General features: G+C 61.2%; 23 protein-coding genes. 2 read left to right on the top strand and 21 right to left on the bottom strand.

The window, feature by feature from the left end; genetic code table 11:
- Window positions 1-7: 7 nt before the first annotated feature.
- From ZBI01S_RS00375 to truB, 4 genes are read right to left on the bottom strand one after another with little or no spacing between them, the layout of a single operon-like run.
- Complete coding sequence (locus ZBI01S_RS00375; RefSeq protein ID WP_066054739.1) at window positions 8-952, bottom strand: bifunctional riboflavin kinase/FAD synthetase; 945 nt, start codon at window positions 950-952, stop codon at window positions 8-10.
- Complete coding sequence (locus ZBI01S_RS00370; protein WP_066054737.1) at window positions 936-1355, bottom strand: hypothetical protein; 420 nt, start codon at window positions 1353-1355, stop codon at window positions 936-938. The genes ZBI01S_RS00375 and ZBI01S_RS00370 overlap by 17 nt, the downstream gene beginning before the upstream one ends.
- Window positions 1355-1735: a hypothetical protein gene (locus tag ZBI01S_RS00365; protein WP_066054735.1), complete on the bottom strand. Its 381-nt coding sequence runs from the start codon at window positions 1733-1735 to the stop codon at window positions 1355-1357. Before ZBI01S_RS00365 ends, ZBI01S_RS00370 begins: the two co-directional genes overlap by 1 nt.
- Window positions 1732-2682, bottom strand: a complete 951-nt coding sequence (gene truB / locus ZBI01S_RS00360; RefSeq protein WP_066054732.1) for a tRNA pseudouridine(55) synthase TruB — start codon at window positions 2680-2682, stop codon at window positions 1732-1734. Before truB ends, ZBI01S_RS00365 begins: the two co-directional genes overlap by 4 nt.
- A gap of 90 nt (window positions 2683-2772) precedes the next feature.
- On the opposite strand from truB, the gene ZBI01S_RS00355 reads away from it, so the two are divergent.
- Window positions 2773-3723: an HhH-GPD family protein gene (locus tag ZBI01S_RS00355; RefSeq protein WP_083524360.1), complete on the top strand. Its 951-nt coding sequence runs from the start codon at window positions 2773-2775 to the stop codon at window positions 3721-3723.
- Window positions 3724-3838: 115 nt separating this feature from the next.
- Here ZBI01S_RS00355 and rbfA read toward each other — a convergent pair whose 3' ends face one another.
- From rbfA to dxr, 14 genes are all read right to left on the bottom strand, one after another.
- On the bottom strand, window positions 3839-4273 hold the full coding sequence (gene rbfA / locus ZBI01S_RS00350) for a 30S ribosome-binding factor RbfA (protein ID WP_066054730.1): 435 nt from the start codon (window positions 4271-4273) through the stop codon (window positions 3839-3841).
- Window positions 4266-7250, bottom strand: coding sequence for a translation initiation factor IF-2 (infB, locus tag ZBI01S_RS00345; RefSeq protein ID WP_066054728.1), 2985 nt, complete (start codon window positions 7248-7250; stop codon window positions 4266-4268). The genes rbfA and infB overlap by 8 nt, the downstream gene beginning before the upstream one ends.
- Before the next feature lie 69 nt (window positions 7251-7319).
- Window positions 7320-7601: a YlxR family protein gene (locus ZBI01S_RS09400; RefSeq protein WP_083524359.1), complete on the bottom strand. Its 282-nt coding sequence runs from the start codon at window positions 7599-7601 to the stop codon at window positions 7320-7322.
- A 16-nt stretch (window positions 7602-7617) separates the two neighbouring features.
- Window positions 7618-8619 (bottom strand): transcription termination factor NusA, encoded by a 1002-nt coding sequence (gene nusA / locus ZBI01S_RS00340; RefSeq protein ID WP_066054724.1) that lies wholly within the window; start codon window positions 8617-8619, stop codon window positions 7618-7620.
- A gap of 53 nt (window positions 8620-8672) precedes the next feature.
- Window positions 8673-10445, bottom strand: a complete 1773-nt coding sequence (locus ZBI01S_RS00335) for a proline--tRNA ligase (RefSeq protein ID WP_174519830.1) — start codon at window positions 10443-10445, stop codon at window positions 8673-8675.
- A 67-nt stretch (window positions 10446-10512) separates the two neighbouring features.
- Entirely contained in the window at window positions 10513-11316 is an 804-nt protein-coding gene (locus ZBI01S_RS00330) for a hypothetical protein (protein WP_159421322.1), read from the bottom strand.
- On the bottom strand, window positions 11309-12361 hold the full coding sequence (locus ZBI01S_RS00325) for a vWA domain-containing protein (protein ID WP_159421321.1): 1053 nt from the start codon (window positions 12359-12361) through the stop codon (window positions 11309-11311). The genes ZBI01S_RS00330 and ZBI01S_RS00325 overlap by 8 nt, the downstream gene beginning before the upstream one ends.
- Window positions 12358-13413, bottom strand: coding sequence for a vWA domain-containing protein (locus ZBI01S_RS00320; protein WP_066054716.1), 1056 nt, complete (start codon window positions 13411-13413; stop codon window positions 12358-12360). The genes ZBI01S_RS00325 and ZBI01S_RS00320 overlap by 4 nt, the downstream gene beginning before the upstream one ends.
- On the bottom strand, window positions 13404-13901 hold the full coding sequence (locus tag ZBI01S_RS00315; protein WP_066054713.1) for a hypothetical protein: 498 nt from the start codon (window positions 13899-13901) through the stop codon (window positions 13404-13406). The genes ZBI01S_RS00320 and ZBI01S_RS00315 overlap by 10 nt, the downstream gene beginning before the upstream one ends.
- Window positions 13885-14829, bottom strand: a complete 945-nt coding sequence (locus ZBI01S_RS00310; RefSeq protein ID WP_066054712.1) for a DUF58 domain-containing protein — start codon at window positions 14827-14829, stop codon at window positions 13885-13887. Before ZBI01S_RS00310 ends, ZBI01S_RS00315 begins: the two co-directional genes overlap by 17 nt.
- Window positions 14826-15821, bottom strand: coding sequence for an AAA family ATPase (locus ZBI01S_RS00305; protein WP_066054709.1), 996 nt, complete (start codon window positions 15819-15821; stop codon window positions 14826-14828). The genes ZBI01S_RS00310 and ZBI01S_RS00305 overlap by 4 nt, the downstream gene beginning before the upstream one ends.
- Window positions 15822-15870: 49 nt before the next feature.
- Window positions 15871-17013, bottom strand: coding sequence for a flavodoxin-dependent (E)-4-hydroxy-3-methylbut-2-enyl-diphosphate synthase (ispG, locus tag ZBI01S_RS00300; protein ID WP_066054706.1), 1143 nt, complete (start codon window positions 17011-17013; stop codon window positions 15871-15873).
- Window positions 17014-17101: 88 nt separating this feature from the next.
- Window positions 17102-18439 (bottom strand): M50 family metallopeptidase, encoded by a 1338-nt coding sequence (locus tag ZBI01S_RS00295; RefSeq protein ID WP_066055562.1) that lies wholly within the window; start codon window positions 18437-18439, stop codon window positions 17102-17104.
- Window positions 18440-18585: 146 nt separating this feature from the next.
- Window positions 18586-19686, bottom strand: coding sequence for a 1-deoxy-D-xylulose-5-phosphate reductoisomerase (gene dxr / locus ZBI01S_RS00290; protein ID WP_066055559.1), 1101 nt, complete (start codon window positions 19684-19686; stop codon window positions 18586-18588).
- A 197-nt stretch (window positions 19687-19883) separates the two neighbouring features.
- Between dxr and ZBI01S_RS00285 the strand changes: the two genes are divergently transcribed.
- Window positions 19884-20900, top strand: a complete 1017-nt coding sequence (locus ZBI01S_RS00285) for an asparaginase (RefSeq protein WP_066054702.1) — start codon at window positions 19884-19886, stop codon at window positions 20898-20900.
- An 81-nt stretch (window positions 20901-20981) separates the two neighbouring features.
- On the opposite strand, the gene ZBI01S_RS00280 is transcribed toward ZBI01S_RS00285, so the two are convergent.
- The 3 genes from ZBI01S_RS00280 to ZBI01S_RS00265 form a co-directional block, all read right to left on the bottom strand.
- Window positions 20982-23921 carry an FtsK/SpoIIIE domain-containing protein gene (locus ZBI01S_RS00280; protein WP_159421320.1) on the bottom strand — a complete coding sequence of 980 codons (2940 nt, stop codon included), beginning with the start codon at window positions 23919-23921 and terminating at the stop codon, window positions 20982-20984.
- Between the two features lie 62 nt (window positions 23922-23983).
- Window positions 23984-25207 carry a DUF4192 family protein gene (locus ZBI01S_RS00270; RefSeq protein ID WP_066054694.1) on the bottom strand — a complete coding sequence of 408 codons (1224 nt, stop codon included), beginning with the start codon at window positions 25205-25207 and terminating at the stop codon, window positions 23984-23986.
- Between the two features lie 163 nt (window positions 25208-25370).
- On the bottom strand, window positions 25371-26105 hold the full coding sequence (locus ZBI01S_RS00265) for a DUF5684 domain-containing protein (protein WP_159421319.1): 735 nt from the start codon (window positions 26103-26105) through the stop codon (window positions 25371-25373).
- Between the last annotated feature and the right edge of the window lie 51 nt (window positions 26106-26156).

Here is a 26156-nt window from a genome sequence, read left to right as displayed (position 1 = left end):
CGGCTCGTTAGGGCTGCGTGAGTTCAAGCAGTTCGCGCACCCGCCGAACATCGTTACGGATCCCCTCGATGAGTGCATCCAGCGACTCGAACTTCACCATCGGGCGCACCCGATCAACAAATTCGACGGTCACGAGTTTTCCATAAAGATCGAGCGTCTCATCAAGCACATACGCCTCGATCTGCTGCTGCGGGACGCCGTCAAACGTCGGGTTGTTCCCGATCGAAATCGCGGAAGGATACATCCGTTCATCGACGTGCAAGTATCCCGCGTAGACACCGTCGGCGGGAATGAAGCCTTCGAGGTCACGTGGCGACAGGTTCGCGGTCAGGAAACCGAGTTCACGCCCACGCTTTGCACCGTGAACCACCGTGCCGCGCACCGTGTGGTTGCGCTGCAGGATCCTCGCGGCACGCTGTACTTCGCCGTCTGCGAGTAATGCGCGCACCAGTGAGGACGATGCGCGAACCCCGTCACCCTCGGTGACATCCGACACGATGTCCAGGGCAAACCCAAGATCCGTTGAACGTTCGCGCAGCAGGTTGACGTCGCCGGCGCCGCGGTGACCGAAACGGAAGTCGTCGCCGATAACGAGCGCCCGCATCCCGAGCTGTTCGCAGAGCAACTGTTCGATGAACCCCTCTGGGCTAAGCTCGGAAAGTTCGCGGGTGAACGGCAACACGATGACCGCATCGACCCCCGTTTGCGCGAGCAGCCGCATCCGGTATTCGAGCGACATGATGGGCTTCGGCGCCCGTTCCGGGGCGAACAGCTCCATTGGATGACGGTCGAATGTGACCACCACGGCCGCACACTGCTCGCGCTGCGCCGCCGCGATCACACGGTTGATCAATGCCATGTGGCCAGCGTGCACGCCATCGAACTTACCGATCGTGATGGCCGATGGACGCAATGCCTCGGGGAACTTCGCGGGGTCAGTGATGATGTGCATCGAGTTCGTTCTTTTCGCTCAATCGGATGCGGCGCAGGGTTTCAAGATACGAGACGCCGATGAGTGGCAGCACCAAAGGAATATAGATGTACCCGCGGCCAAATAGGCTCCAGACCGTATCCGCAGGGAAGAGGTCTGGCACGAGGTACGACATCGAGCCAACCGTGATCACGCCAATGCCCTCGAATCCGAGCGCAATCCAAGCGATGCGTCGCCAGAGGTCGCCCCGGCTTGCCAATGCAATGGCGATACCCGCCAGGAGATACACCGTTGCAGCAGCCGCTGAGAGTGAGTACGCCAGCGGCGCCGTTTCAAAATCGCGCACGATTTGCACAATGCTTCGGCCGGTGGCGCCAAGAAACAGAATCACGTAGGTGGCCACAAGAATTCGAGAGGCCGGCATTATGCTCCGATCAACGGCGCAGAACCGTCCCAGACCTGCTGCATGCGAAACACCATGACCGCGATCGAGAACGCGGCAATGCTCAGCACCGCGTTCGACCAGCGTTCGCGTTCGATGAGCGACCACAGCACGGCCGCGACCGCGATCAGGAACGCGCTGATGCAATACATCCAGAATTCAAGACCGTCGCCGACGATCTGGTTGCCCATCATCGGGCCGACGATTGCCAACACGATCTGTACCAGCAGCAGGACGCCGCTGAGCGCCACACCGCCCACGCTGAGGTCGTTGGGCTTTCGCCCCGCAATACCGACCCCTAGCGCCACAATGCACGAGGCCACCGCAATGATGACTTGAATCCACGTAAACCAGGAAATCACGATGCACGCTCCGGCATATTCAACAGGGTCTTCGTCTTTCCACCGACAATCTCGAGCAGCCCGATCAACGAACCCTGCTCGTCGAGCGCCGCAATGGGCGGTGCGAGTGTGTCCGTTCCGGTGGGTGCGGGGATGCGCTTGCCGTGCCGCAAATCCGCCGCGGTCGCGGCATCGGCAGTGAAGTGCGCAAAGCGTGCGGTGGCTGCCGTGGCGATGGGCACGATATGTTCGACGAGATCCGGCTGTGTGATGGCCACCGCATCCGCAACGTTGTACGGCCCGACGCGCAAGCGACGCAGCGCCGTCAGGTGCGCGGGAACGCCCAGCGCCGCGCCAATATCGCGCCCTAGCGCGCGAATATAGGTGCCGGATGAGCAGCGCACGCGAATGCGCACCAGGAGTACCGCGCCGGTTTCGACGGTCTTGAAGTCAGTACCGAGCAGTTCCAGCTCGTGAATCGTGACGGGGCGCGCGGGCAACTTAACGTCTTCGCCGTCGCGAACCCGCTTGTAGCTGCGAACGCCGTCGATCTTAATCGCGCTAACAGCGCTCGGGACCTGCATGATGTCGCCAGTAAGGCTGCGAAGCGTCTCACCCAGCGCCTCGAAGGAAATCGAGCGGACGGCGCTGTCGGATGCGGTCTCGGTGATCTCGCCTTCGGCGTCTTCGGTGGTGGTTCCGAGACCGAGGCACACCTCGGCCTCGTACACCTTGTCGTCACCCACGATGTAGGTAAGCAACCGCGTGGCATCGCCAATCCCGAGTACAACCAGACCCTTCGCCATTGGGTCGAGGGTGCCCGCGTGGCCGATCTTGCGCGTACCGAGCGCTCGTCGCGCCTTCGCTACGATGTCGTGGCTGGTCATGCCGCCTGACTTATCGACAAAGAGTAACCCGTGAGGCGGGGCCGGGCGTGACACCGGTGGGACGTTGGTTTCGCTGGACATCGAGGGTCTAGTCTATTACGCCGCCGGTCGGGATGCGGGTTACCTCGCGCGGCCGGTGGTGTCACGTACCCTCGCAGCTACGCTAATGGGATGCCCAGCAACTCGCCCGATCCGCAGCCACGCCTTGCCGAAACTCGCGAGGTGGTGTTGACGTCGGCCGCGCAAATTGCGCAGATGGTGTCGCAGGTGAGCGACTGGTTCGCCATCCATGCGCGTCCACTCCCCTGGCGTAGCGATGACGTCACGCCCTGGGGCGTGCTCGTAAGCGAGGTGCTGAGCCACCAGACTCAGATCGAGCGAGTGGTGCCCAAATGGCAGGAGTTCATGCGCCGCTGGCCGGCACCCGCAGCCCTCGCGCACGATACGGATGCGAGCATCCTCGAATTCTGGGACCGGCTCGGCTACCCTCGCCGCGCGCTGCAATTGCGCCGATGTGCCATTGCAATCTGCGATGAACATGACGGTGAAGTTCCCGACAGCGTCGAAGTGCTGGAATCGCTGCCGGGAATCGGCCCGTATACCGCCGGTGCTGTGGCATCGTTTGCCTATCACCGAGCTGTCCCGGCGGTCGATACCAATGTGCGCCGGGTACTTGCCCGCGCGATATGTGGTGTGGCGGCCGCCTGGGCGCCGAATGTCCGTCGTGATCGCGACATCGTGCTGGCAACGTTGCCAACGGACGGTGTAGCAGCCGCCGCGTGGAATGCATCCGCCATGGAACTCGGCGCGGTTGTCTGTCGTTCCCGCACTCCCGATTGTGCGGCTTGCCCAATTGCCGCCCTCTGCGTCTGGAATCAAGCCGGACGACCCGATAACGCACCGACGCCGGCCAAGCGTCAGGCGGCGTTTAAAGGGTCAATGCGTGAAGCTCGCGGACACGTCATGGCGCTACTGCGTGCCGAAGGCGTGGCAGATCGTAATGCGGTTGATCGTGCGCTTGCGTATCAATCCCGGTTCTCGGGGGAAGACGTCGTCGCGGGCCTGATTCGCGATGGCCTGATTTCGATGGATGCGGACGGTCGCGTCGTCCTGGGTCAATAGGTCGCGCCCCACGCAAGCTTGCCACCGACCGGTAGCGAGGACACGGCCACGAAACGACAAACGCGGGTGCGCCACCCGAAAGGTGCCGCACCCGCATGTCTCTGCCTAACTCGAGCTAGTTTTCGAGTTCGGTTTCTTCGTCGCGGTAGGGATCTGCATCCCCTGCGTAGGTCTTGCCCGACCGTTCGGCCGCGAGCTTTGCGTCAGCTTCACGTGCCTTAGCCAGCAACGAATCAATCTGCTGGGCGTTTTCGGGAAGTCCATCGTGGACAAATTCCAGCGTCGGCGTAAGCCGAATTCCGAGGTTCTTACCTACCTCAGAACGGATGCGACCGGTTGCGCTCTTCAGTGCCGCGGCACTGTCGTCGCGCTCCTCGTCAGAGCCGTACACGGTGTAGAACACCGTGGCGTTCTGCAGGTCTCCGGTCACTCGCACATCCGTGACCGTGACGAAGCCCAAGCGGGGATCTTTGATCCCACGCTCGAGAATCTTCGCCACGAGCACATGGATGCGCTCAGCGAGTCGTGCTGCGCGTGCGTGATCAGTCACGAGGCTTCTCTACCATTTCTGTGGTTTCGATTTCGTCGCCGATCTGAATGTCGTCGAACTTGCCCAGGCCAATACCGCACTCGAAGCCCTCACGAACCTCGGTGACGTCGTCCTTGAAGCGGCGCAGCGACTCGATGGCCAGGCCATCGGCAATAACCGTACCCTCGCGGATGATGCGCGCCTTGGCGTTTCGCGTGATGGTACCCGATGCCACCAAGCAACCGGCAATGTTGCCGACCTTGGACGAACGGAAGATCTCGCGAATCTCGGCGACACCAGACTGGACTTCTTCGTACTCGGGTTCGAGCATGCCCTTGAGGGACTTCTCGATGTCCTCGATCGCGTTGTAGATGACCGAGTAGTAGCGAATGTCCACGCCTTCCTTGCTGGCAGCAGCGCGAGCCTTCTGGTCGGGGCGCACGTTGAAGCCAATAATCACGGCGTTATCGATGGTGGCGAGGTTAACGTCCGACTCGCTAATCGCACCGACAGCTCGGTGGATGATGCGGAGCTGTACGGACTCGTCGACCTCGATCTTGAGCAGCGAGTCTTCAAGTGCTTCAACCGCACCCGAGACGTCACCCTTAAGAATGAGGTTGAGCGACTGGACCTTGCCTTCTTCGAGTGCGCGGGTGAAGTCCTCAAGCGACATGCGCTTGCGGGCCTTCGCGAGCTGAGCGTTACGCTCGGCAGCTTCACGCTTCTCGGCGATCTGGCGCGCGGTGCGGTCGTCTTCGGTAACGAGGAAGGTGTCGCCGGCGCGTGGCACCGAGCTCAGACCCTGTACCTGTACCGGACGCGATGGCAGCGCTTCTTCAACGTGCTCGCCGTTCTCGTCGAGCATCGCACGAACACGACCGTAGGCCGTACCGGCAACGATCGAGTCACCAACGCGCAGCGTACCTGCCTGGATGAGGACCGTTGCGACCGAACCGCGACCCTTGTCGAGCTTGGCTTCAATGGCGGTACCACGAGCAAGCTTGTTCGGGTTTGCCGTGAGCTCAAGCTCAGCGTCAGCAGTAAGGAGCACGGCGTCAATCACGTCCCGAACACCTTCGCCGGTCTTTGCCGAAACGTTGACGAACATCGTGTCGCCACCATATTCCTCGGCAATGAGCTCGTACTCGGTGAGCTGGGCGCGCACCTTGTCCGGGTTCGCACCCTCGGCGTCGATCTTGTTCACTGCGACAACGATCGGCACACCAGCGGCCTTCGCGTGGTTCAGCGCTTCGATGGTCTGCGGCATGATGCCGTCGTCGGCGGCCACTACGAGGATGGCCACGTCGGTGACAACAGCACCGCGGGCACGCATCGCGGTAAACGCTTCGTGACCTGGTGTGTCAAGGAAGGTGATCGCACGGTTGACGCCTTCGTGTTCGCCCCACACCTGGTATGCACCAATGTGCTGGGTAATACCACCGGCTTCGCCGCCCTGGACGTTGGCACGACGGATTGCGTCGAGCAGTCGCGTCTTACCGTGGTCAACGTGACCCATAACGGTAACGACTGGTGGTCGAGGCTCGAGGTTTTCCTCGGTCTCTGCCGCTTCCTCACCTTCAAGGTCGATGTCGAAGGCTTCGAGCAGTTCGCGGTCTTCGTCCTCGGGCGAAACGATCTCGATCTTGTAGCCGAGCTCTTCACCGAGGATTTCAAACGTTGCTTCATCCAGCGACTCGGTTGCCGTTGCCATTTCACCGAGGTGGAAAAGCACGGTTACGAGGTCACCGGGCGAGGCGTTGATCTTGTCAGCGAAGTCCGAGATGGATGCACCGCGACGCAGGCGAATCTGCGTGTCACCGCTGCCGCGTGGAACCTTTACGCCACCGATCGATGGGGCTTCCCGCATCTCAAATTCAGCGCGCTTCGTCCGCTTCGACTTGCGTGACTTCGACTTACCGCCACCGCGGCCGAATGCACCTGCCGTGCCGCCACGACGTCCACCTGGACCGGGACGACCACCGGGGCCACCACCAGGGCGACCGCCGAAACCACCGGGGCCGCCGCTGCGACCACCGGCACCGCCACGACTGCCGGCACCGGCGCCCTGTGGACGCTCGCCTGGCAGTACGCGTGGCTGACCTGGGCGTGGCGCTGCGCCGCCGCCTCGTGGCTGACCGCCCGGACGCGGACCCGGACGCGGACCCGGACGCGGACCGCCTGGACGAGGACCGCCCTGGCCGCCGCCTTGACCGGCACCCTGCTTCGGGCTGAACGGGTTGTTGCCCGGACGTGGGCGTCCCATTCCCTGGCTTGACGCGAACGGGTTGTTCCCCGGACGCGGTCCGCGCGGACGCGGAATGTTGTTGGCGCCCGGCTTCGGTGCGCTACCTGGCTTCGGCGTGCTACCCGGCTTGGGTGCGCCAGCTGCCTTTGCGTCACCGCTTGCGCCCGGCTTAGCGGCGGGAGCTGCGGCCGACTTTGGCGACGGTGCAGCTGCGCCTGGCTTCGCCGAAGTTGCGGGTGTTGCCGTACCCGGCTTTGCCGAGCCTGGCTTCGAAGCACCGGGCTTTGCAGCACCGGGCTTTGCCGAGCCCGGCTTTGCGGTGCCTGGCTTTGGCATCGGGGTGGGGGCAACAGCCGAACGCGATGGTGGCTGTGGTGCAGGCGCCGGAGCAGCCTTGCCGCGGGTAGATGCGGCCGAGCCGCCACGACCGGCAGGCTTGGGCGCTGGCTTTGCGCCAGGCTTAGCTGCAGGCTTCTTGGCTGCCGGCTTTGCCGGAGTCGGCTTTGCTGCCGGTGCCGCGGATGCGGTTCGTGCAGCAGGCTTCGCAGCTGGTGCTGCAGAAGCTTCGGCAGCGCCATCGTTGCCACCTTCGGCACGGCGCTGCAGCTCGTCGCGAAGACGACGAGCTACTGGTGGTTCCACACTCGACGAGGCAGTTTTTACAAACTCGCCCATTTCTTGAAGCGTCTTGAGTGCAACCTTTGATTCGACGCCCATTTCGGCGGCGATTTCATGAACGCGTGGTTTAGCCACATTTCTCCTAATCGGGGTCTGCCCCGATTAGGGCAGACTTACTAACGGTTGAGCCTCATCGTGAGCCACTCATGATTGGTCCATGGTCCGATCAACAACCTTTTCTCTGATGTGTTTGAGGTACTCGCGTACTTCGGTGTCATCCGAAACGGCCCGCCTGAACGCCCGTCGAAATTGCTTTCGTTCGAGCGCCTGTTCAACACAGGCAACAGACGGATGCAGCCACGCGCCTCTCCCGGGCAAGACCCCCGCACGGTCAATAATGACTTGGGAGTCTTGGACCGCTACTCGTATGAGCTGGGATTTCTCGGCGCGCGAACGACAGCCAATGCACGTTCGTACGGGTTCCATACTACTGGAGATCGACTTAGTTTCCGTCTTCCATCACGCTTTCTGGCTGAATGTCGATCCGCGCACCGGTGAGTTTTGCGGCCAAACGAGCGTTTTGGCCTTCCTTACCAATGGCCAGCGAAAGCTGGAAATCCGGAACCAGCGCACGCACAGCCTTTGTTCCCGGGTCGAGCACGAATGCACTCGAGACCTTGGCTGGGCTCAGCGAGTTTGCTACGAATACGGCGAGGTCGTCTGAGTAGTCGACAATGTCGATCTTCTCGCCCTCGAGTTCATTGGTAACTGCTCGAACACGAGCACCAAGCTCACCAATGCAGGCACCCTTGGCATTGATGCCCAGTTCCGCAGCGCGTACGGCAACCTTGGTGCGGTGGCCGGCTTCGCGGGCCAGCGAGACGATCTCGACCGTGCCGTCGGCGATCTCGGGAACTTCGTGTGCGAACAGCTTGCGTACAAGCGATGGGTGCGTGCGCGAAACCGTGATCTGTGGGCCACGCATACCGCGCTCGACCTTGGTCACGAATACTCGCAGGCGTCGACCGTGCGCATAATCCTCGCCTGGCACCTGTTCTTCTGGCGGCAGAATTGCTTCGACCGTGCCGAGATCAACGTGAATCATCTTGGGGTTTGGCCCCTGCTGAATCACACCCGCGATGATGTCGCCTTCGCGACCACGGAACTCGCCGAGCACCTTGTCGGTGCCGATGTCCCGCATCCGCTGGCTAATAACCTGTTTGGCGGCATACGCGGCAATGCGACCGAAGTCTGCGGCCGGAAGCTGCGCTTCGCCGATAACTTCGCCTGCTTCATCAAGCTCGGGTACGCGAATGGTGACTTCACCAGTCTTGCGGTCAAGGTTCACGCGCGATCCCGCTGGTGGTGGGGTCTGACCAGCCTCTTGCGTGGTGTGCTTGATGTACGCGGTCAGGATCGCCTGCTCGAGAATTTCGACAAGCTCGTCGAAAGGAATTTCACGTTCGCGTTCAAGCAACCGCAGTACTGCGAGATCAATCTTCATTGGGCGCTCCTCGATATTCAGCTATTCGTCACGTCTTCGTGGAAGTCGTTCGACTAATCCGTCGTAACGACCAAGGTTACCGCACGTGCTTCGGTCAGGCGTGCAATCGCTTCATCAATTGCCACGCTCGTACGTTCATTCGTGCGACGGTTCCACAATTCAACGACACCGTCAGCTGCGGTCTTACCGGCGATGATGATCCACGGAATACCGATGAGTTCGGCATCGCCGAACTTCACTCCCGGTGATTCCTTTGGACGGTCATCGAATAGCACTTCGAGTCCGGCTGCCTCGGCCTGCTTCGCGAGCGACTCACCGACCTCGAACGGTACCGCGCCCTTACCCGTGGCAATAATGTGCACATCGAACGGCGCAATTTCCTCAGGCCAAATCAGGCCGCGTTCGTCGTGGTTCTGCTCAGCGATGAGTGCCAGGTTTCGGGTTACACCAATACCGTAGGAGCCCATGGTGACGGTGACTTGCTTACCGTTCGGGTCGAGCACCTTGCAACCGAGCGCTTCGGCATAACGCTGACCGAGCTGGAACACGTGCGCGATCTCGGTGCCGCGTTCGGTGGTGATAGGGCCTGCACCGTTCGGTGCTTGGTCGCCGCTGCGAACTTCGGCAGCTTCAACGCGGCCATCGGCGGTGAAGTCACGTGGGTACACCAGATCGCGAACGTGCTTATCGGCTTCGTTGACGCCGGTAACCCAGGCCGACCCCTCACCGATGCGTGCATCCAGATAAAACGGAATACCCGTTGTGCCCTCGGTGCCGAGGAACTGCGCGCCGTCCTTCCACGGGCCAATGAAACCGCGGACGAGTTCGGGGTGCTTCGCGAAGTCTTCCGCCGTTGCTGGCTCAACTTCTCGTGGCTGGAATGCCACTTCGAGACGCTTCATGTCGACTTCGCGGTCGCCTTCGAGGGCCACCACGATGAGTTCACGGTTACCTTCGTGGTCAACCAGTGCCAAGACGACGTTTTTCAGCGTCTGACTGGCCGGAACACCAGCCTGCTCGACAATTGCGGCAATCGTTGCCGCACCCGGCGTGTCAAAGCTCGATGGTGCCGGGACGCCACTGGCATCCTTCGGTTCAGCCGGCGACGAAACGAACGCTTCAACGTTGGCCGCGTAGCTGCCGTCGGCGGTGCGTACAAACGTGTCCTCACCAATTGGCGTCGGGTGCAGGAACTCTTCGGACTTCGAACCGCCCATCGCGCCCGAATCAGCGGCGACAATCACGTACTCGAGGCCCAAGCGCTTGAAGATGCGTTCGTACGCGTCACGCTGCGTCTGGTAACTCGCATCCAGACCTTCAGGAGTCCAGTCGAACGAGTAGGCATCCTTCATCGTGAATTCGCGACCACGCAGGATACCGGCGCGAGGACGGGCCTCGTCACGGTACTTGTCCTGAATCTGGTAAATCGTGACTGGCAGGTCCTTGTACGACGAAAGCAGATCCTTTACCGCGAGCGTAAACGCCTCTTCGTGCGTCGGCGCCAACGCCATCTCAACGTCCTTACGGTCGGTGAGGCGGAACATGCCGTCGCCGTAGTCGTCGAGGCGGCCAGTGGCCGTGTAGAACTCGGCTGGCAACAGGCCGGGAAAAATCATCTCCTGTGCGCCGGCGCGGGTCATCTCTTCGCGCACGATCTCCTCAACACGACGCTTAACGCGCAGGCCGATCGGCAGCCATGCGAACACACCTGGTGCCTGCCGGCGGATGTAGCCGGCTCGAACCAGCAAACGGTGGCTCGCGACTTCGGCGTCGGCGGGGTTGTCGCGGAGGGTGCGCAAGAAGTATGAAGACAGTCGTTGGATCACGATCGCAATGCTACCGCTGGTTTCGGTACGTGTGCGCACACGAGACCCACCGCATCCGTTTTTGCAACTACCAGGGTTTGTCCGGACGGGGCGCATAGCCGCCGGAGTCGTTCTCTCGATCCCGCCGGTTCTTCTCCATATCGTCTTCGAGGTCACCAAGTTTGTCGGGATCGGGACCAGTCGGCTTGGGTGTGCCGCTTTCGCCGGGTTCCGGGCTCGGTGACGGGCTCGGGGTATCCGTGGGCGTTGGCGTCTCGCTCGGACTCGGGCTTTCCGTCGGGTTCGGCGTCTGCGTCGGCGGCGGCGTCGACTCCTGCTGCAAGTCTTCAAGTTTCTTGCGGATGCGTTCGGTGCTGTCGGTAAGCGCACGTGCGGATGTCGACTGCTCGCAACTCGCATCCGCCGCTTCGAGAATTGCCAATGCTTCGGTGTACTCCGTGACGGCGGTCGTGGGATCTTCGCGTTCAATCGCGAGGTCGCCAGCGCGCTCATATGCAATCGCCAAGTTCTCGCGGATCGGGCACTGCTCAGTTGGCACAGCAAGATCCAGCGCCGTGTGTAATTGTGCCTTCGCCTCATCAAGGGCGTCCAAACGCAAGTAATCGGTACCGATCAGATAGGCCGGCTTCCACCGCTCAACCACATTGAACTGATCATTGAGTTTCGCGGTGTTCAGCGAGGCCTCAAACTCGCTGTCGTGGTACTGCGCCGCAGCGATCTCAGCAATCACGTGCTGGGCAATGAGCTTGATGCCGCTCAACCCGGCAATCGCACAAATTGGCAACGACCAGAGGACCAGCCGGCGCCGAAGCTGCCCCAGCCGAGTTGAGTTCTTCGCCGTCGTAGCTGGTTTGGCAGCGCGCTTAGCCATGCTGACCTCCATCACGGTGGCGCTCGTTCGCCGGCAGCATCGTGTCAGCAGGCAGTGTCGTGGCAGCAGCGTTGAGCTCGTCACGAAGTAGCCGCATCCCCCGCACGGCAAACCAAATCTCCGCCAGCAACCACGCACAGACACCGAGGGCAAACACCCAGTACACGGGAGTGGTAACGCGAATCGTGTCTCCGGTCATTTCCGGTGTAACCCGCTCCGAGTGCACCTCGGCCGCCACAATTTCCGTTCCAGCGTCTCGGATCTCCATCGGCACATCCAGTTGCGCAGCGATATCTGCCAGCGCATCCGAATCAAGCTGAGAAATGCCGGGCTCCCCCATCCGATCTCGGATGTAGTCGCCGGTACGAGTGCCCGAATCATACTCAGGGATGCGGGCACCGCGCTCGGTGCCGTAGCCGAAGACTGCGCCGCCCTGAATTTCGTCGGCAACACCGTTGAACGAGCCGATTGCATCGTCTGCGGTGGCTTCACCATCGCCAAAGTAGTAGACCAAGCGGGCATGGTCGGGATAGTCCGATCGCGTGCGTTCAAGCAGCTCGTCAAGCGCCGTGCTGCCCGCGAAGATCGAGGACCCAGCGCTGGCGAAAGCATCCTCGGGAAGCAGATTCTCGGTTGTGGCTTGCAGCGCCGACACATCGCGCATGAACGGCTGTACCTGTATTGCATCGCTGTTAAACGTGATCACCGCGAACCTTGCACCGGCATGGGCTTGCGCCAGCGCCATGATGTCTTCGCGCACGCCTTCGAGCCGCTCCCCCTCGCCGTGCCAGTCTTCGGCGGCCATTGAGGGTGATACGTCCACGAGAAAGACGACATCGGTGTTTTCAGCGGGGATGCTCGCGGCTTGGGTTCCGATACCCGGTCGCGCAATCGCCGCGCACAGACACGCAACACCGGCCGCACGCCACCACCATCGACGGCGGGTCTGCACGGTCGCCGTGGCCATACCGATCACGACGAGTGTGAAGAGCCCCGCGCAGATCAACCAGAACGACCAGGGCATAAAGAGCGGCGTGAAGGTCATGATCGTGTCCTCCACATCGTGATCAGCACACCGGCCGCACCGATGAGTCCGATCGTCAACCAAATTCTGGGGGTGTCGATAATCAACACCTGCGGCGCCCCCTGCCAGCGACTGGCTTGCTCGCTCGTAATCGCATCCACGATCGCATCCACCGATTTGCCATCTTCGAGTCGGAAGTACTCAAAGGCATGCCGCTTCATCAGCCCCTCGTATTCCTGTTGGAAGGCATCCGAGAAGGTGTTCGCATCGAGTCCGTAAATCTTGATGTCGTATTCGGCGGCAAGCTCAGTGGCCTGCGAGAACGACACGGTCGGCGAACCGTTGACAACATTGTCGGTCGCCAGAATCACCGATCGCGAGCGGCGCTCGGTGCCGGGTACCGTCGCGGGTGGCGCGGATGCATCCGGCCGCGTTCCCGGGGTGCTGGTCGGGGCTGCCGTTTGGCCGCGGTTCTTGACGTTGTCAAACTGCAGCAGGCAACTCGCTAGGCCGTCACCAACGAGCGACGCACCGGGGCGATTGAGCGTGCCCTTGCCGTACTCAAGAATGTCTCCGTCGAGCATGGCTTCACGAATATCGGTGAGCTGCTCTTCGACGAAGCTGTAGTCGTCGGTGAGTGGAAATACCGGGACCGCGCTCGAATTCCAGAGCACCAGCGACATACGCTCGCCATCAAATCCGGGCAGCATCTCCAGATATCGGTCAATCACCTCAGCGTCGTACTCGACCATTGACCCGGACACATCGAGGCAGAGCACAATATCGCGGTTGTATGCCTCGGGCGTCTCGACGTCGGTGTACACCCAGCGCGAAGCACTCATCGCCGCGCCGCCGAATGCCAACGCCAGCACGATCAACGAAACCATGCCCATCCGCCAGCTGCGTTTCACGGCTCGCCGATACGCCGGCAGCCCGCGCAATCGCTGCGTATTCGCGAGCGTGCCGGCAACGCGCATTGCTGATTCGCCTCGGTCAAGTTTCCACGCCAGGACTCCAATGAGGATCGCGGCGAGCAACAGGATGGGCAACAGCCACCAGAACATCAGTTCCATCCGTGCAGCACCTCCCGAGCCAGCGCAAGCGCATGGTCATAGTCGTAGCTCGGCTGCTGACCGAACACACCCGGGTAGAAAAACGACACGGCTTTACTGGTGTGCGCCAGCGGGGTATTACGCAAGTCGGTCAGCGTCATGCGATCGGTAGGGATGCCGGTGGATTCACGCACTGCCGCGCGCACGATTCGGCTGAGCTCGCCATAACCTTCGCGCTGCGAAAGTGCACCCTGCTGGACGGCGTGAGCAACCGCATCCACCTGCTGCAAGTAGACCGCCGCATCGTACCGGGTCGGTTCGGATGCCGGTGCCGCAACGGCCCGCGGTTGCCGCGTAAACCACCACACAAACAGGTAGAACAACGCAACCAATGTCAGTAGCGCGATGCCGATCACGAGCCAGCTCGGTGAGTAGCCAACCGGAGGCATGACTTCACCCGGCAGCGACGGTGTCGGAGTCGGCGCCATCGCCTTACCGCCGACGAGCATTCGCCCTCACCTCCAGCGCGTGCAGAAGTTCGGTAATTGCCGTGGCTCGCGCGTTGACGCAGACATACACGCCACCATGCTGTTCCACCGAGTGCCGAATTTGGGCGCGACGAGTCTCCTCTGCGGCCGCGAACTCAGCCTGTAACTTCCGGTTCCCTAACAGCACTCCCGCCAGCGACCATCCGGTCTGCACGTCTCGCGCGCCTCGCTGCGTGGCGGCAAACGGCGAAGCATCGGCGACCTCAACCCAGATCACGTCGTGTCGAGCACCCAGACGGTTCAGCTGCTGTTCGAGCGCTGCCGTTATCGGCACCGAGTCCGCGATCACGGCAACGAGGCGTCGGTGCTTCAGAAGCCGCATCATCGAAGCCAGTGTCTCGGACAACTCCGTCACTGACGAGTCAGCTGACGTGTCAGCGGTGTCGTCGATGGCCGGCTCCGTACTCTCGGGGGCAGCAGCCGGGATCACCTGTTGCCGATGCGATTGCAGGATGCGTTCCAGATGCGATTCGGTCGTCCGGTACGGATGCGTGACCAGTGCCGGACCTGCCGCAATCAGCGCCCCGACTTCATCACCCGCACGCACGGCAAGGAACCCGAGCGCACCGGCCACATCACTGGCGATCTGCCACTTGGTGTCACCCGAATCCGTTTGCGCGCGCATATTCGCGCCGCCTACCAGCGCCACGCACAATCGCAACCGCCGCTCGGCAACGTGTTCTCGTACGAGCGTGGTGGTGGCGCGAGCCGAGGCATTCCAATCGATATCGGCAACGTCATCGCCCGGTACATACTCACGAAGTTCATCAAGGTCGAAGCTGCGGCCCTTGGCATACGCCGCATGCGTTCCGTGCAGCAGGTGCGTCGACCTCAGCTTCGATGTGAGACGAAGCTTGGTCTTCACCCGGTTGAGCAGCGGCCCAGTCACGGCGTACGCACCGCAGCGATCATTGCGTCAATGACCTGCTCGGGCGTGACGTTTTGCGCTTCGGCTTCAAAGCCCAACAGGATGCGGTGGCGCAGGACGCGGTGGGCGAGGTTGCGCACGTCTTCTGGTACGACGTGGTTGCGCCCGTGTAGCAACGCCAGCGCACGGGCACCGGCAGTGAAGTTGATCGATGCGCGCGGCGAAGCACCAACCTGCACCAGCTGGGCCAGTTCGCGCGGCAAATACTGTTCTGGATTGCGGCTGACATACGCGATCGAGACGATGTATTCCGTCACGGCGGGGTCGAGATAGACCCGCTTTGCCAGCGATTGCAGGTGCAGAATGTCGTCGGCGTGGCACACAGGCTCGAGCGCAGAATCGAACACGCCCTGATCGATGCGCTGCAGAATTTCGGCTTCTTCGCGCGGGGTCGGGTAGTCGAGCACGTCTTTCAGCATGAACCGGTCAAGCTGCGCTTCGGCGAGCACGTATGTGCCCTCTTGCTCGATCGGGTTTTGCGTAGCGATCACCAGGAACGGTTTCGGGAGTTGGTATCGTTCGCCGCCGATCGTCGTCTGACGCTCTTGCATGGCTTCGAGCATTGCCGACTGGGTCTTTGCGCTCGAACGGTTGATTTCATCCAGCAACACGAAATTCGCATGAACCGGGCCAAGCTTGGTGACGAACTCACCCGTGTTTGCATCGTAAATTTGCGTGCCGATGAGGTCGCTCGGCAGCAGGTCGGGCGTGCACTGGATGCGCTTGAACGTACCGTCGATCGCCGACGCCAGCGATTCTGCCGCAGTCGTTTTTGCCAAGCCCGGCATCGATTCGAGCAGCACGTGCCCACCGGTGAGCAGACCGATGAGCATCGTTTCGCGCAACCGCACCTGTCCGACCACCCGCCGGGCAACCGCATCCACGATCGCACCGATCGTTTGATTCGCAGTGGCCAGTTCTGGCGGAGTAATCGGTGCAGGCGAAAAGGTCATACGGTCATCGTAAACAGACCGAGTAGACGCTAGCGTCCACCAAAGGTTGCTACTGAATTACCTCTGGGGTACCGGTTCCGCTGGGCATGTCTGCGGCGATGCGCTCGGCCTCGGCGATCAGGGTAGGCACGATCTCGGATTCGGGCACGGTCTTGATGACTTCGCCCTTAACGAAAATCTGGCCCTTGCCGTTACCACTCGCGACGCCGAGGTCAGCCTCGCGCGCTTCACCGGGACCGTTCACGACGCATCCCATGACCGCAACGCGAATTGGCACGGTCAGGTGTTTGAGGCCTTCCTGCACCGATTCAGCGAGCGTGTAGACGTCGACCTGGGCACGACCGCAGGATGGGCACGAAACGATCTCGAGGCGACGCTCGCGCAGGTTCAGCGACTGCAGGATCTGCAGACCAACCTTGACCTCTTCAACCGGCGGTGCCGAAAGCGAGACGCGAATCGTGTCGCCGATGCCGTCGGCCAGCAGCGAACCGAATGCGACCGCCGACTTGATAGTGCCCTGGAATGCGGGTCCAGCCTCGGTAACGCCGAGGTGCAGCGGCCAATCGCCGCGCTCCGAAAGCATGCGGTAGGCCTTCACCATCACGACCGGGTCGTTGTGCTTAACCGAAATACCAAAGTCGTGGAATCCATGTTCTTCGAACAGGCTGGCTTCCCAAACGGCCGACTCAACGAGCGCTTCTGCGGTTGGCTTGCCGTACTTCTGTAGCAGCGACGGCTCGAGCGAACCTGCGTTCACACCGATGCGGAGCGAAACACCAGCGTCGCTGGCGGCCTTTGCAATCTCGCCCACACGGTCGTCAAATTTGCGGATGTTGCCCGGGTTCACGCGTACCGCCGCGCAACCGGCATCAATCGCCTTGAACACGTAGTTCGGCTGGAAGTGAATATCGGCGATAACCGGGATTTGGCTCTTCTTGGCGATGATCGGGAGCGCTTCGGCGTCGTCGCGGCTCGGCACCGCAACGCGCACGATGTCGCAGCCGGATGCGGTCAGCTCGGCGATCTGCTGCAGCGTCGCGTTAATGTCCGTGGTCGGCGTCGTCGTCATCGACTGCACGGTGATCGGGGCATCGCCACCAACGTAGGTGGTGCCGACCTTCACCTTGCGAGTCTTTCGACGAGGCGAGATCAGCTGAGGGACGTTGGGAGTTCCAAGATTTACTGCAGGCACGCGATCATTCTACGGTTTCCGATCGTGCCCCGGGGGTTCTTGGACCCTTGGCGAGTCCGCGGTGAGTGAACGCGCTAGCGTTCCCCGGCTACTTGAACAGCTGAATCGGGTTGACGAGGTCGGTGAAAATGAACAGCGCACCAATCGCCATCAGCAAGATGGCAACGACCATCGTGACCGGCAACAGCTTGGCTGCGTCAAACGGCTCCGGCTCGGGCTTGCCACGCAGTTTCGCGAACCAACGGCGCAGACCGTCCCAGAGCGTCGCGGCAATGTGTCCGCCGTCAAGCGGTGGCAACGGGATGAGGTTCATGGCACCGAGCATCACGTTCAGCGAGCCAACGATCTGAATGACCGTAGCCACGCGATCAAGTACGGGGATCGCATCCTGCGCCACGATTTCACCGGTGACGCGCCCCACGCCTACGACACTCATTGGGCCGTACGGGTCGCGTTCGGCGCCGAGGAACCCGGCCTGGAACATTTCTACGACGCGCTGCGGCATCGTGGTGATGACGTTGTAGACACCGCTGAGGTTTTGCCAGTACATCTCGCCCACAAAGTCGATGCCTTGCTGTGCGCGTTCGTGCTGCGGGGTGAAGCCGACAAAACCGACCGTCTGTGTTTTCGGGTTGCCCTGTTCGTCTTCGAGGATGCGGCCGGTCGCTGGGTCGGTAACGTACACCTCGTTCGCGCGCGGGGTGACCGTGAGCGTCATGGTCTGACCAGCACGGTCGATGGTGAATTCGAGCGGTGTATCGGCCGATTCGCGAATTGTGGCCTGCAGGCCGTCCCAGCTGTCCACCGCGACACCGTCAACGGCGGTGACGACATCGCCCGGTTTCAGGCCAGCCTGTGCGCCCGGCGCTTTGTCATCGCACGAGGTCGCTGCATCCGGGTTATTTCGTTCGCTGGCCGGCACAACACATTCGTAGACTTCGGCGACTCGGGTCGTTGGTTGGTACACGCCGATGACCATGCCAAGAAACGCAAAGATGATGGCGGCGAGCACGAAGTTCATTGCGGGCCCGCCAGCCATGATGAACAGGCGCTTCCAGACTGGCAGACGGTAGAAGGCGCGGTGTTCTTCGCCTTCAGGTATTGACTCGGCACTTGCCTGACGACCGTCTTCGATCATCCGCGAGAAGAATCCGGTTGCCTGCTCCCCCGCGTGCTGACCGGGCTTGGGCGGGTACATCCCAATCATCGAAATGTAGCCGCCAAGCGGTAGGAGCTTTACGCCGTATTCGGTTTCACCCCGGTGTTTCGACCACACGGTGGGTCCGAAGCCAATCATGTATTGCGGCACACGCAGCCCGAACTTCTTGGCGAAGTACAGGTGACCGCATTCGTGGAGCGCGATCGAAATCCCGAGCCCGATGAGGGCGGCGAGGATTCCGACAATAAACAGCAACGAGCCAAGCACGAATGGGTCCTTATGTTGGGTGAGTTCGAACCGCGCCGGCGGATGCACCGGCAGCCGGTTTGCGATCAGGTTCCGGTTCACGACAGTGCGCGTCGCAGATCCGGCGCCTCAGGTTTCCGAGGCCATGTTGATCGTGCGGGTTGAGTTTACCGCGCGTCAATCCGCCGGTTGGCGGTATTTCTCGCCCAGGATTCGGCTTCGGCCAGTGATTCACGGGTCACGGTTTCGGCAAATGGCTCGTGCATTTCGACAACCGCGCGCACCGTGTCAACAATGTCGAGGAAGCCGATCTTGCCATCGTGGAATGCGTCCACGGCTTCTTCATTCGCCGCGTTGAATACGGCGGGATACGAGTTGCCGAGTTTGCCGACGTGCTTTGCGAGCGTCACCGCGGGGAACGCGGCATCGTCCAGCGGCAGGAATTGCCATTCGTGAGCGCGAGTCCAGTCCATTGGTGCGGTTGCGCCGGGGATGCGGCTGGGCCAGTCAAGGCCGAGGGCAATGGGCAGGCGCATGTCCGGCATCGACACCTGGGCGATGGTCGAACCGTCGTGGTACTCAACCATCGAGTGAATGATGGATTGCGGGTGCACCACAACGTCGATGTCGTCATAGGGCATGTCGAACAGCAGGTGTGCTTCGATCACTTCGAGACCCTTGTTGACGAGGGTGGCCGAGTTGGTCGTGACGACGCGGCCCATGTTCCAGGTCGGGTGTGCGAGCGCCTGCTGCGGGGTCACGTCGCGCAGTTCGTCACGGCACATGCCACGGAACGGCCCACCGGATGCGGTGACGATCAGTCGTCGAACTTCGTCACGTCGCCCCGAGGTGAGGCATTGGGCGATTGCCGAGTGTTCGGAGTCAACCGGAACAATCTGTCCAGGTGCGGCGACGGCCTTCACCAGATCTGCGCCGACGATCAGGGACTCTTTGTTGGCCAGCGCGAGCGATGCACCGGTTTCGAGTGCGGCGAGTGTCGGGCCGAGTCCGACAGAACCGGTGATGCCATTCACCACAACGTCAGCGCCGCAGGCACGCACGAGCGCTTCGGATTCGACGGCACCGAATGCGAGTGCATGCGCCGCGACACCAAATTCTGCTGCCTGCTCGGCGACGCGCTCACGATTGCTGCCAGCGCTGAGACCGACGACGTCGAATCGATCGCGGTGTTGACGAATGATGTCGAGCGTTTGCTCCCCGATTGATCCGGTGGAGCCAAGGATGCAGACACGACGAAGATCAGACATATTGCGGTTCACGTTTCGTTGGTTGGGTGCGGATGCGCAGCGCGGTTCAGCGTTCATCCGCGGGTTTGCTCTTTACGGTACCGGCAGATGCGTACCATTACTGACCGTATTCACTATGCGCGCATTGAGCGTGCTGCGGCACTGGCATATTCCCCAGTGGAATTTACGGCGGTGTCGCTTCGTTCTAGGAGGAGTTCATGCCGGCAACGGGTGCAACGTTTAGCGGTACGGATGCCGCTGAGCTAGCAGTAGTACAGCGCAGCGGGTTCGTTGAATCCCGTCACCTTGGTGCTGCTGCTGTGGTGAACGCCGAGGGCGAGGTCATTTGTGCGCTGGGCGATGTGCAGACGCCGGTGTTTGCTCGTTCGACGCTGAAGCCGTTGCAGGCGCTGGCTGCGCTCGAAGCGGGTGCCGGTGTAACCGGCGAGCACCTGGCAATTGCGTGTGCCAGCCACGTTGGCACAGCGCTCCATGTCGCGCTGGTTCGGGATGTCCTGGGGCGCTGCGGCTTGGATGAGCATGCGCTCGGTTGCCCTGCGGATTGGCCGCTGGATCGCGCCAGCCGTGATTCGTTGGTGCGCTCGGGAGAGCCAAGCAGCAAGGTGTACATGGAGTGCTCGGGCAAGCATGCAGCGTTCTTGGCCGCGTGCGTTGCTTCGGGTTGGCCAACCGAGTCCTACCTTGACCCGGAGCATCCATTGCAGAAGCTCGTTCGTGACACGATCGCGCGTTTTGCCGGAGATCAGATCCGGTTCAGCGGTGTTGACGGATGTGGTGCTCCGGTTCATGCAATTTCGCTGGCTGGGCTTGCGCGCGCGATGTCACGGTTTGCTACGTCACAGTCGTCTTCTCCGTTCGCGATTTTCCGTAATGCGGCCCATATTTGGGATGCAGTGTTGGCGAACCCGTGGACCATTCAGGGTGCGTCGCAGCCAGACTCGGTGGTAATCGAGTCGCTCGGGGTATTTGCCAAGTCGGGTGCCGAGGGACTGCAGGTGCTTGTCGCGCCGAACGGCACCTCGGTCGCGGTGAAAATCCTCGACGGAAGTTCACGCGCTGGCATGCTCGTTGGCTTGCAATTGCTGTTGGCTGCCGGTGCGGTGGATGCGACTGCAGCGCAGGCGGTGCTCCCCAAGCTTGGTCTTGCGGTTCACGGCGGTGGCGTACCCGTTGGTGGCGTGCAGCTCGGCGCCGATGTGCCGAATTCGTTTTAGCGTCCGAATTCGTGCTCGTGGCCGAGCTCGGTCCTTTGCCGAGGCCCGGCCACGAGCACGCCCGTTTGGCGCCAGTACCGACTACCCGTTTGCGGCCGATCGTTGAATGTGCTGCGGAATCCCGTCTTCACAACGGATTCGGGAATACGTTCCGTCAATAGCCCGCACAATCGCTCGGTCTTCGTTTGCAGCCAATGCCGGCGGCAGGCTGTCGCCGCGAAATAGACTGCGCCACTCCCCTGGTGTGAGCCCGATACCGATAACGGGACGGGTGTCGGCCATCTTGCTTGCGACACCGTAGGCGCTGATCCATTGCTCAACATCACCGAGCATGACGCAGTCTTGTGGCACCGCCGCGGTACGCAGCTGCGTGGCTTGCAGCACTGGGTGCACGGTGTAGTTATGTGCTTCGAGCCAGCGTGCAATCACCGATGTTCGACGGGCAACGATGCAGCTGCCACGTGGGATCTGCCACGGACGCCATGTCGGTGACGTCGTGTTCGCGGTCGCAAGCACGACCCCAGCGGATTCTGATGCTGCTTCGGTGGCCAGCGCCACTTGTATGAGGACGCCGTCGAGTCGGCCGCGTCCCGGCACCATATTGGCGAAGTGCGCGGGCTGCCCTCCTTGAAGAATCCACTCGTTGCGTGTCGGCAAGGTCAACAACAGCGTGTGCGTGCACAACTGATGGATTCTGGAGCAGGTGCCGGTCGCCCGACGCCCGCTGAACACAAAGGTGATCCCCCGCTGTTTGCCCAGTCGCGCGCACACGAGCAGATCGGCCATCCACGCGGCCCGATGATCGTCGTCGAAGAGCGCTTCGAGTGCATCAAGGTCATCAACCGTTACCAGGCACGGCTGCTCGCTGTCACGCTGTTTCAACTGGCTGATTGCATCCCAGGCATGTTCGACATCACTGCCAATGGCGACAACTGCCCAGCCGCTTCGGGCCGCGCCCTCGCGCAATGTCGCCAGCGTCACGCTCTTTCCGCTGCGGTGACCGCCGACCACGTACAAATGTTCACCGATACCGATGGATGCGAGCGGTTGCGATTGCGATTCCGGCATATCGAGCCGCCCGAATACGATGCGGTTGCCAGAACCATCGTCGTTGCTGTGATGAGCCTGCCCGAGTTCGCTGAGGGTAAGTCTCTCGGGCAATGGTGGGTGCCAAATCGGCACTGGTGCGGTGTCGCTATTGGTGCTGCGCTGTTGCGCGATCCGCGCGAGTTCAGTGTCCGTTGATTGAGCGACTTGCACTGGTTCTGGTTCGCCGCCACCGATCCGCAGCATGGCACGCCCTCGAGCGGCTCGGTCGATTGTTGCGGCCGAGTTATTTCCGAGCATCGTCACCGAATCGCTCGCCTGCTCGACTCGCAACGACAGTCGAATCGAACAATTAGCGAGAAGCTCTTCTCGATACGTGCCGGTCGGCCGTTGCGTACACAGCACCAGGTGCACGCCAAGGCTTCGACCTCTCGCTGCAAGATCCGCGATGATGGCTTGCAAGTCGGGGTGAGAATGCACCAAGGCCTGGTACTCATCGACAAATACGACGAGTCGTTCCAGCTTTCCCACCGGCATGTCGAGAATGTCTCGAACCTGATGTTGCCGCAGTGCGCGCTCACGCCGTTCAACTTCGGCACGCAGGCTCCAAGCCACACGCATGGCCTCGTCACCGTCCAAATCGGTCACGACACCGCGACAGTGCGGCATCTCGGACAGACTGTCGAACGTCGCACCGCCTTTGAAATCGAGTCCAAGGAACGCAAGTTGGCCAGGCGTGTAGTTGTGGCAGAGCGATGCGATCCAGCTGATCAGCAATTCGCTCTTCCCGCTACCAGTAGTTCCGGCCACGAGCGCGTGGGCGCCGTCGACAACCAAATCGATGGGTACTGTTCCTTCACTTCCGACCAAGAAATCAGCGCGCAGGGTCTTGCTGGCGTTGCCTTCGTTGCTGGATAGGGAGTCGTTCAGACCGGCTCCCCGATCGTGTGCGGTCGTACCCGCGAGCAGATCCCGCAACCAGACACGTTCGGGAATTCGCGATGCCGCACGTGAGCGTCGCAATTGCGCACGATAGAGCCGCGGCAACCACTGGTTGAATTCAACCTCGCCCAGTGTGTCCGGCCAGAATCGCAGTCGGCTGCCATCTGCCGCGATCGCAATCGCTTCACCGGAGTCGTCGATCACGACATCGATGCTTTGCTCATCAACGAGTTCTGCCGCGGCATTACCGATTTCGATGCGGCAGTCGGCCTTGTCGGGGTGTTCAATTCGGATGCGGTTGTTGGTTAGCGCGGCCAGTAGCGAATCCAATTCGCTACCGACGATGCTGATACTGCGTTCCACACGGGATGCCAGCAGCTGTACAGCCATGGCTCGAGCAAAGCCTTGAAGATGTACGGCGTTACCCGTGACTCGAATGTGAGTGATATCGCGCACGAATGGCATTTCACGGATGCGGAGTGCTTCGTGCTCGAGTTCGGTATCGCCGCCGCTCGTGCGCAACCCACTTGACGTTGTTGCATGGCCCAGCAGTGTTGTAGGGCTTGGGCGAGCCACACCGCTAATCACCGATCTTGCAGCGGGATGCGTGCTGGCTGCGCGTGCGCGAATGCGCCGGTGTGCTGCACGAATTGCGTCGCGGCAAGCACTGCGTGCGGTTTCGTGTTCCTCGAGCGCCCGTCGATATCGCCGCTTTCGTCCGATGCGTTGATCGACAACATTGGCAATGCCGAACACCGGCCCAAACACGGCGAAGATGAGTACATATGGCGTGCGCAACATTGCGTACATGATGCTCGCGACGATGATTGGGGCAATGACCATCATGGTTGGGAATCCACTCGCCCGCTCCATGGTCGGTGCTTGCGGAATCTTGAGTATGGGTTCGTCGAGATCGGCCGGTTGATCTACGTGTGTGTAGCGGCTCGGCAATGGTTCCGGGGTCGGTAACGCGAGCAGAGCTTCGGAGGCCCCCGCTGGTGACTCACGCTCCCGCCGATCGAGAGATTTCACCGCGGTTCCTCGTGCAATGTCGGCGAACGGTCGATCTGTGGTCGAAGTAAGTACCGACCGCATCACCGCAGAACCTCATCCACATCAGCATCACGAACCGGACCGAGACAGCTGCTCCCGTCTACCCATCCTGGAACTTCCCCGCGGTTCACCAGCTCGTACACCAACGAAGCGAGCGGTTCGTCACCCGTACGAAGTGCTTCGGTCGAGTAGTAATGAGCAAGTGAGCTTGCGCCCCGACACCATTCAATCCACGCAAGTGTGGCGAGCGGCGATTGCACGAGCTGCGGCGGGCTATGCGAGATGATTTGCTTCAGCACGTCGCTCGCACGCTCGGTACGGTCTAAATCGATGGGATCGTACTCGGTTCGTGCGGTTGCGATGCCGCGCAGTTCTCGCTCCGGGATTTCATCGCGCAAGACATCCCAAACGCGACCCAGTTCATCCGCCGCATCTTGTCCATACGCAGCGTTAGCGAGTACGAGATCAACGAGACGGGCGCGCTGAAGACCTACCAGAATGATCGCCAATAGCGTCGATTGGTGCGTCGAGCTGATCCAAGCTGAACCGTCCACCATCAGGTTCCAGGCACACAACACCTCGTCATCGCTCGGCATCGTTGATGCCGTCTGCTGTTCGCACAGCTCTGCCACATTTGCAATCGCTTCTTCCGAGGCTTTGGGGATGCTCGCATGCTGTGCAAACGAGACCGCCCGTGCAGTGTCAAATGCTGACGTGGCATCGCTACTTGGTCCCTGCTCGACCGACCAGTAGTCGTACCAGGTTGTTGGTGTCACCACGACCGCACTGACCGTGCGAATGCCGGCGGCATCAAAATAGGTTTCAAACTCGTCAATGAGACGTTCGCCGGGAAGCAGCGTGCAACAATCGGGTCGCTGCAAGCATTCGGAAAGCTCCCCGCAGGCAGCGCAACGGGCCGAAACCTGCGTGAATGCGCACAGCAGCACTGCCGTACAGTCACGCAACTTCAGGATGTGTTCGCCCACGGCCGCGATAAATGCTTGGCGGGCGTCCGCTCCCGCATCGTCTGCCGGCGTGACGGATTCGCTCGGCGTTGTTTCCAGAGTGTTCGAGGCGCAATTCCCATTGCCGTTTTCGAGCCCATCTCGCGCAAATCTTGAGGGCAGGTCAACTCGCACGAGTGCGCCGGCATGTTTTCCGGATACGGGAACGAAGACGAGTGAGTTTTCTGGAAAGTATCCGACCAAACGCGGAATGTTGGTGACGATATCGCGGACATTGGCAATTTTTATTGGTGCGTTCATGGGCCAAACAATAGGGAGGACAGATCACCTGCGTTGATCTGTCCTCCCCGAATTGTGAAGAACGCTGCTTGCCGTTGAAAACTGGGGATAACTGTGACGATTCCCTCGTTACCACCGCATCGCTGGGCATGCCCAGAACGATGCAGGGCACGCCCAAACGAAACTACTGTGGCTGCTGGCCCGTAGGTGCGCCGCCCTGTGGCTGACCACCGTATGGGTTCTGCTGCTGTGGCGCACCGTATGGGTTCTGCTGCGGCTGAGCACCGTATGGGTTCTGCTGCTGTGGTGCCCCGTAGGCGGGAGCCTGGCCAGGTGCGCCATAGGCGGGAGCCTGAGCTGGTGCACCGTAATTGCCGGCCTGGTTGTAGTTGCCTTGGCCGTATGGCTGCTGACCGTACGCTGGCTGTCCGAAGCCGCCCTGCTGTGCGTACTGGCCACCCATTCCAGGACGTGCCGAACCGGCCGCCGAAGATCCGCCAGGCTGCATGCCGTTAGGAAGGCCCATCCACTGGGCGCTGCCGAGACCGATAATGCCGCACCATACCGGTGCCAAGAAGAAGTACAGGATGCCCCATGCAGATTCCTTACCGAATCCTTCGCTGATGCGCGCTGCAGCCATGGCCATCAGCACCAAGACCGCAATACCACCGACGAACGGCACGAATGTAAGCAATGCGAGCGCACCAGCGAAACCACCGGCCTCGAGGAATGTCCACGAGTTGTAAATCGGCACCCATGCCTTCCAAGGTTCGATGTTCATCTTCTCAAAGACCTTGCCGAGCAGGTACGCGACAACCGCGTACATGATCAGACCGAAAACCACTGCGAAGAGAACGATGCCGGCAGACAGGCCGAGGAACAGTCCTACGCCGTCGTCATAGGTGGGGCCGAAATTCATGAGTGCTTGCTCCAAGATTGTTAGCTTTCAACCACGGCAAAGAACAAACGC

Source organism: [Zimmermannella] bifida NBRC 103089, assembly GCF_001570925.1.
GTDB lineage: Bacteria > Actinomycetota > Actinomycetes > Actinomycetales > Microbacteriaceae > Gulosibacter > Gulosibacter bifidus.
This window is presented reverse-complemented; position numbering and strand designations above follow the sequence as displayed.

Coding starts and splice junctions, on each gene's coding strand:
- ZBI01S_RS00305 (WP_066054709.1), bottom strand. CDS start 15,821: ATGACCTTTTCGCCTGCACCGATTACTCCGCCAGAACTGGCCACTGCG.
- ZBI01S_RS09400 (WP_083524359.1), bottom strand. CDS start 7,601: ATGGAACCCGTACGAACGTGCATTGGCTGTCGTTCGCGCGCCGAGAAA.
- ZBI01S_RS00270 (WP_066054694.1), bottom strand. CDS start 25,207: ATGAACGCACCAATAAAAATTGCCAATGTCCGCGATATCGTCACCAAC.
- ZBI01S_RS00265 (WP_159421319.1), bottom strand. CDS start 26,105: ATGAATTTCGGCCCCACCTATGACGACGGCGTAGGACTGTTCCTCGGC.
- ZBI01S_RS00355 (WP_083524360.1), top strand. CDS start 2,773: ATGCCCAGCAACTCGCCCGATCCGCAGCCACGCCTTGCCGAAACTCGC.
- ZBI01S_RS00285 (WP_066054702.1), top strand. CDS start 19,884: ATGCCGGCAACGGGTGCAACGTTTAGCGGTACGGATGCCGCTGAGCTA.
- nusA (WP_066054724.1), bottom strand. CDS start 8,619: ATGAAGATTGATCTCGCAGTACTGCGGTTGCTTGAACGCGAACGTGAA.
- truB (WP_066054732.1), bottom strand. CDS start 2,682: ATGTCCAGCGAAACCAACGTCCCACCGGTGTCACGCCCGGCCCCGCCT.
- ZBI01S_RS00320 (WP_066054716.1), bottom strand. CDS start 13,413: ATGGAACTGATGTTCTGGTGGCTGTTGCCCATCCTGTTGCTCGCCGCG.
- ZBI01S_RS00315 (WP_066054713.1), bottom strand. CDS start 13,901: ATGCTCGTCGGCGGTAAGGCGATGGCGCCGACTCCGACACCGTCGCTG.
- ZBI01S_RS00325 (WP_159421321.1), bottom strand. CDS start 12,361: ATGACCTTCACGCCGCTCTTTATGCCCTGGTCGTTCTGGTTGATCTGC.
- dxr (WP_066055559.1), bottom strand. CDS start 19,686: ATGTCTGATCTTCGTCGTGTCTGCATCCTTGGCTCCACCGGATCAATC.
- ZBI01S_RS00330 (WP_159421322.1), bottom strand. CDS start 11,316: ATGGCTAAGCGCGCTGCCAAACCAGCTACGACGGCGAAGAACTCAACT.
- ZBI01S_RS00370 (WP_066054737.1), bottom strand. CDS start 1,355: ATGCCGGCCTCTCGAATTCTTGTGGCCACCTACGTGATTCTGTTTCTT.
- ZBI01S_RS00375 (WP_066054739.1), bottom strand. CDS start 952: ATGCACATCATCACTGACCCCGCGAAGTTCCCCGAGGCATTGCGTCCA.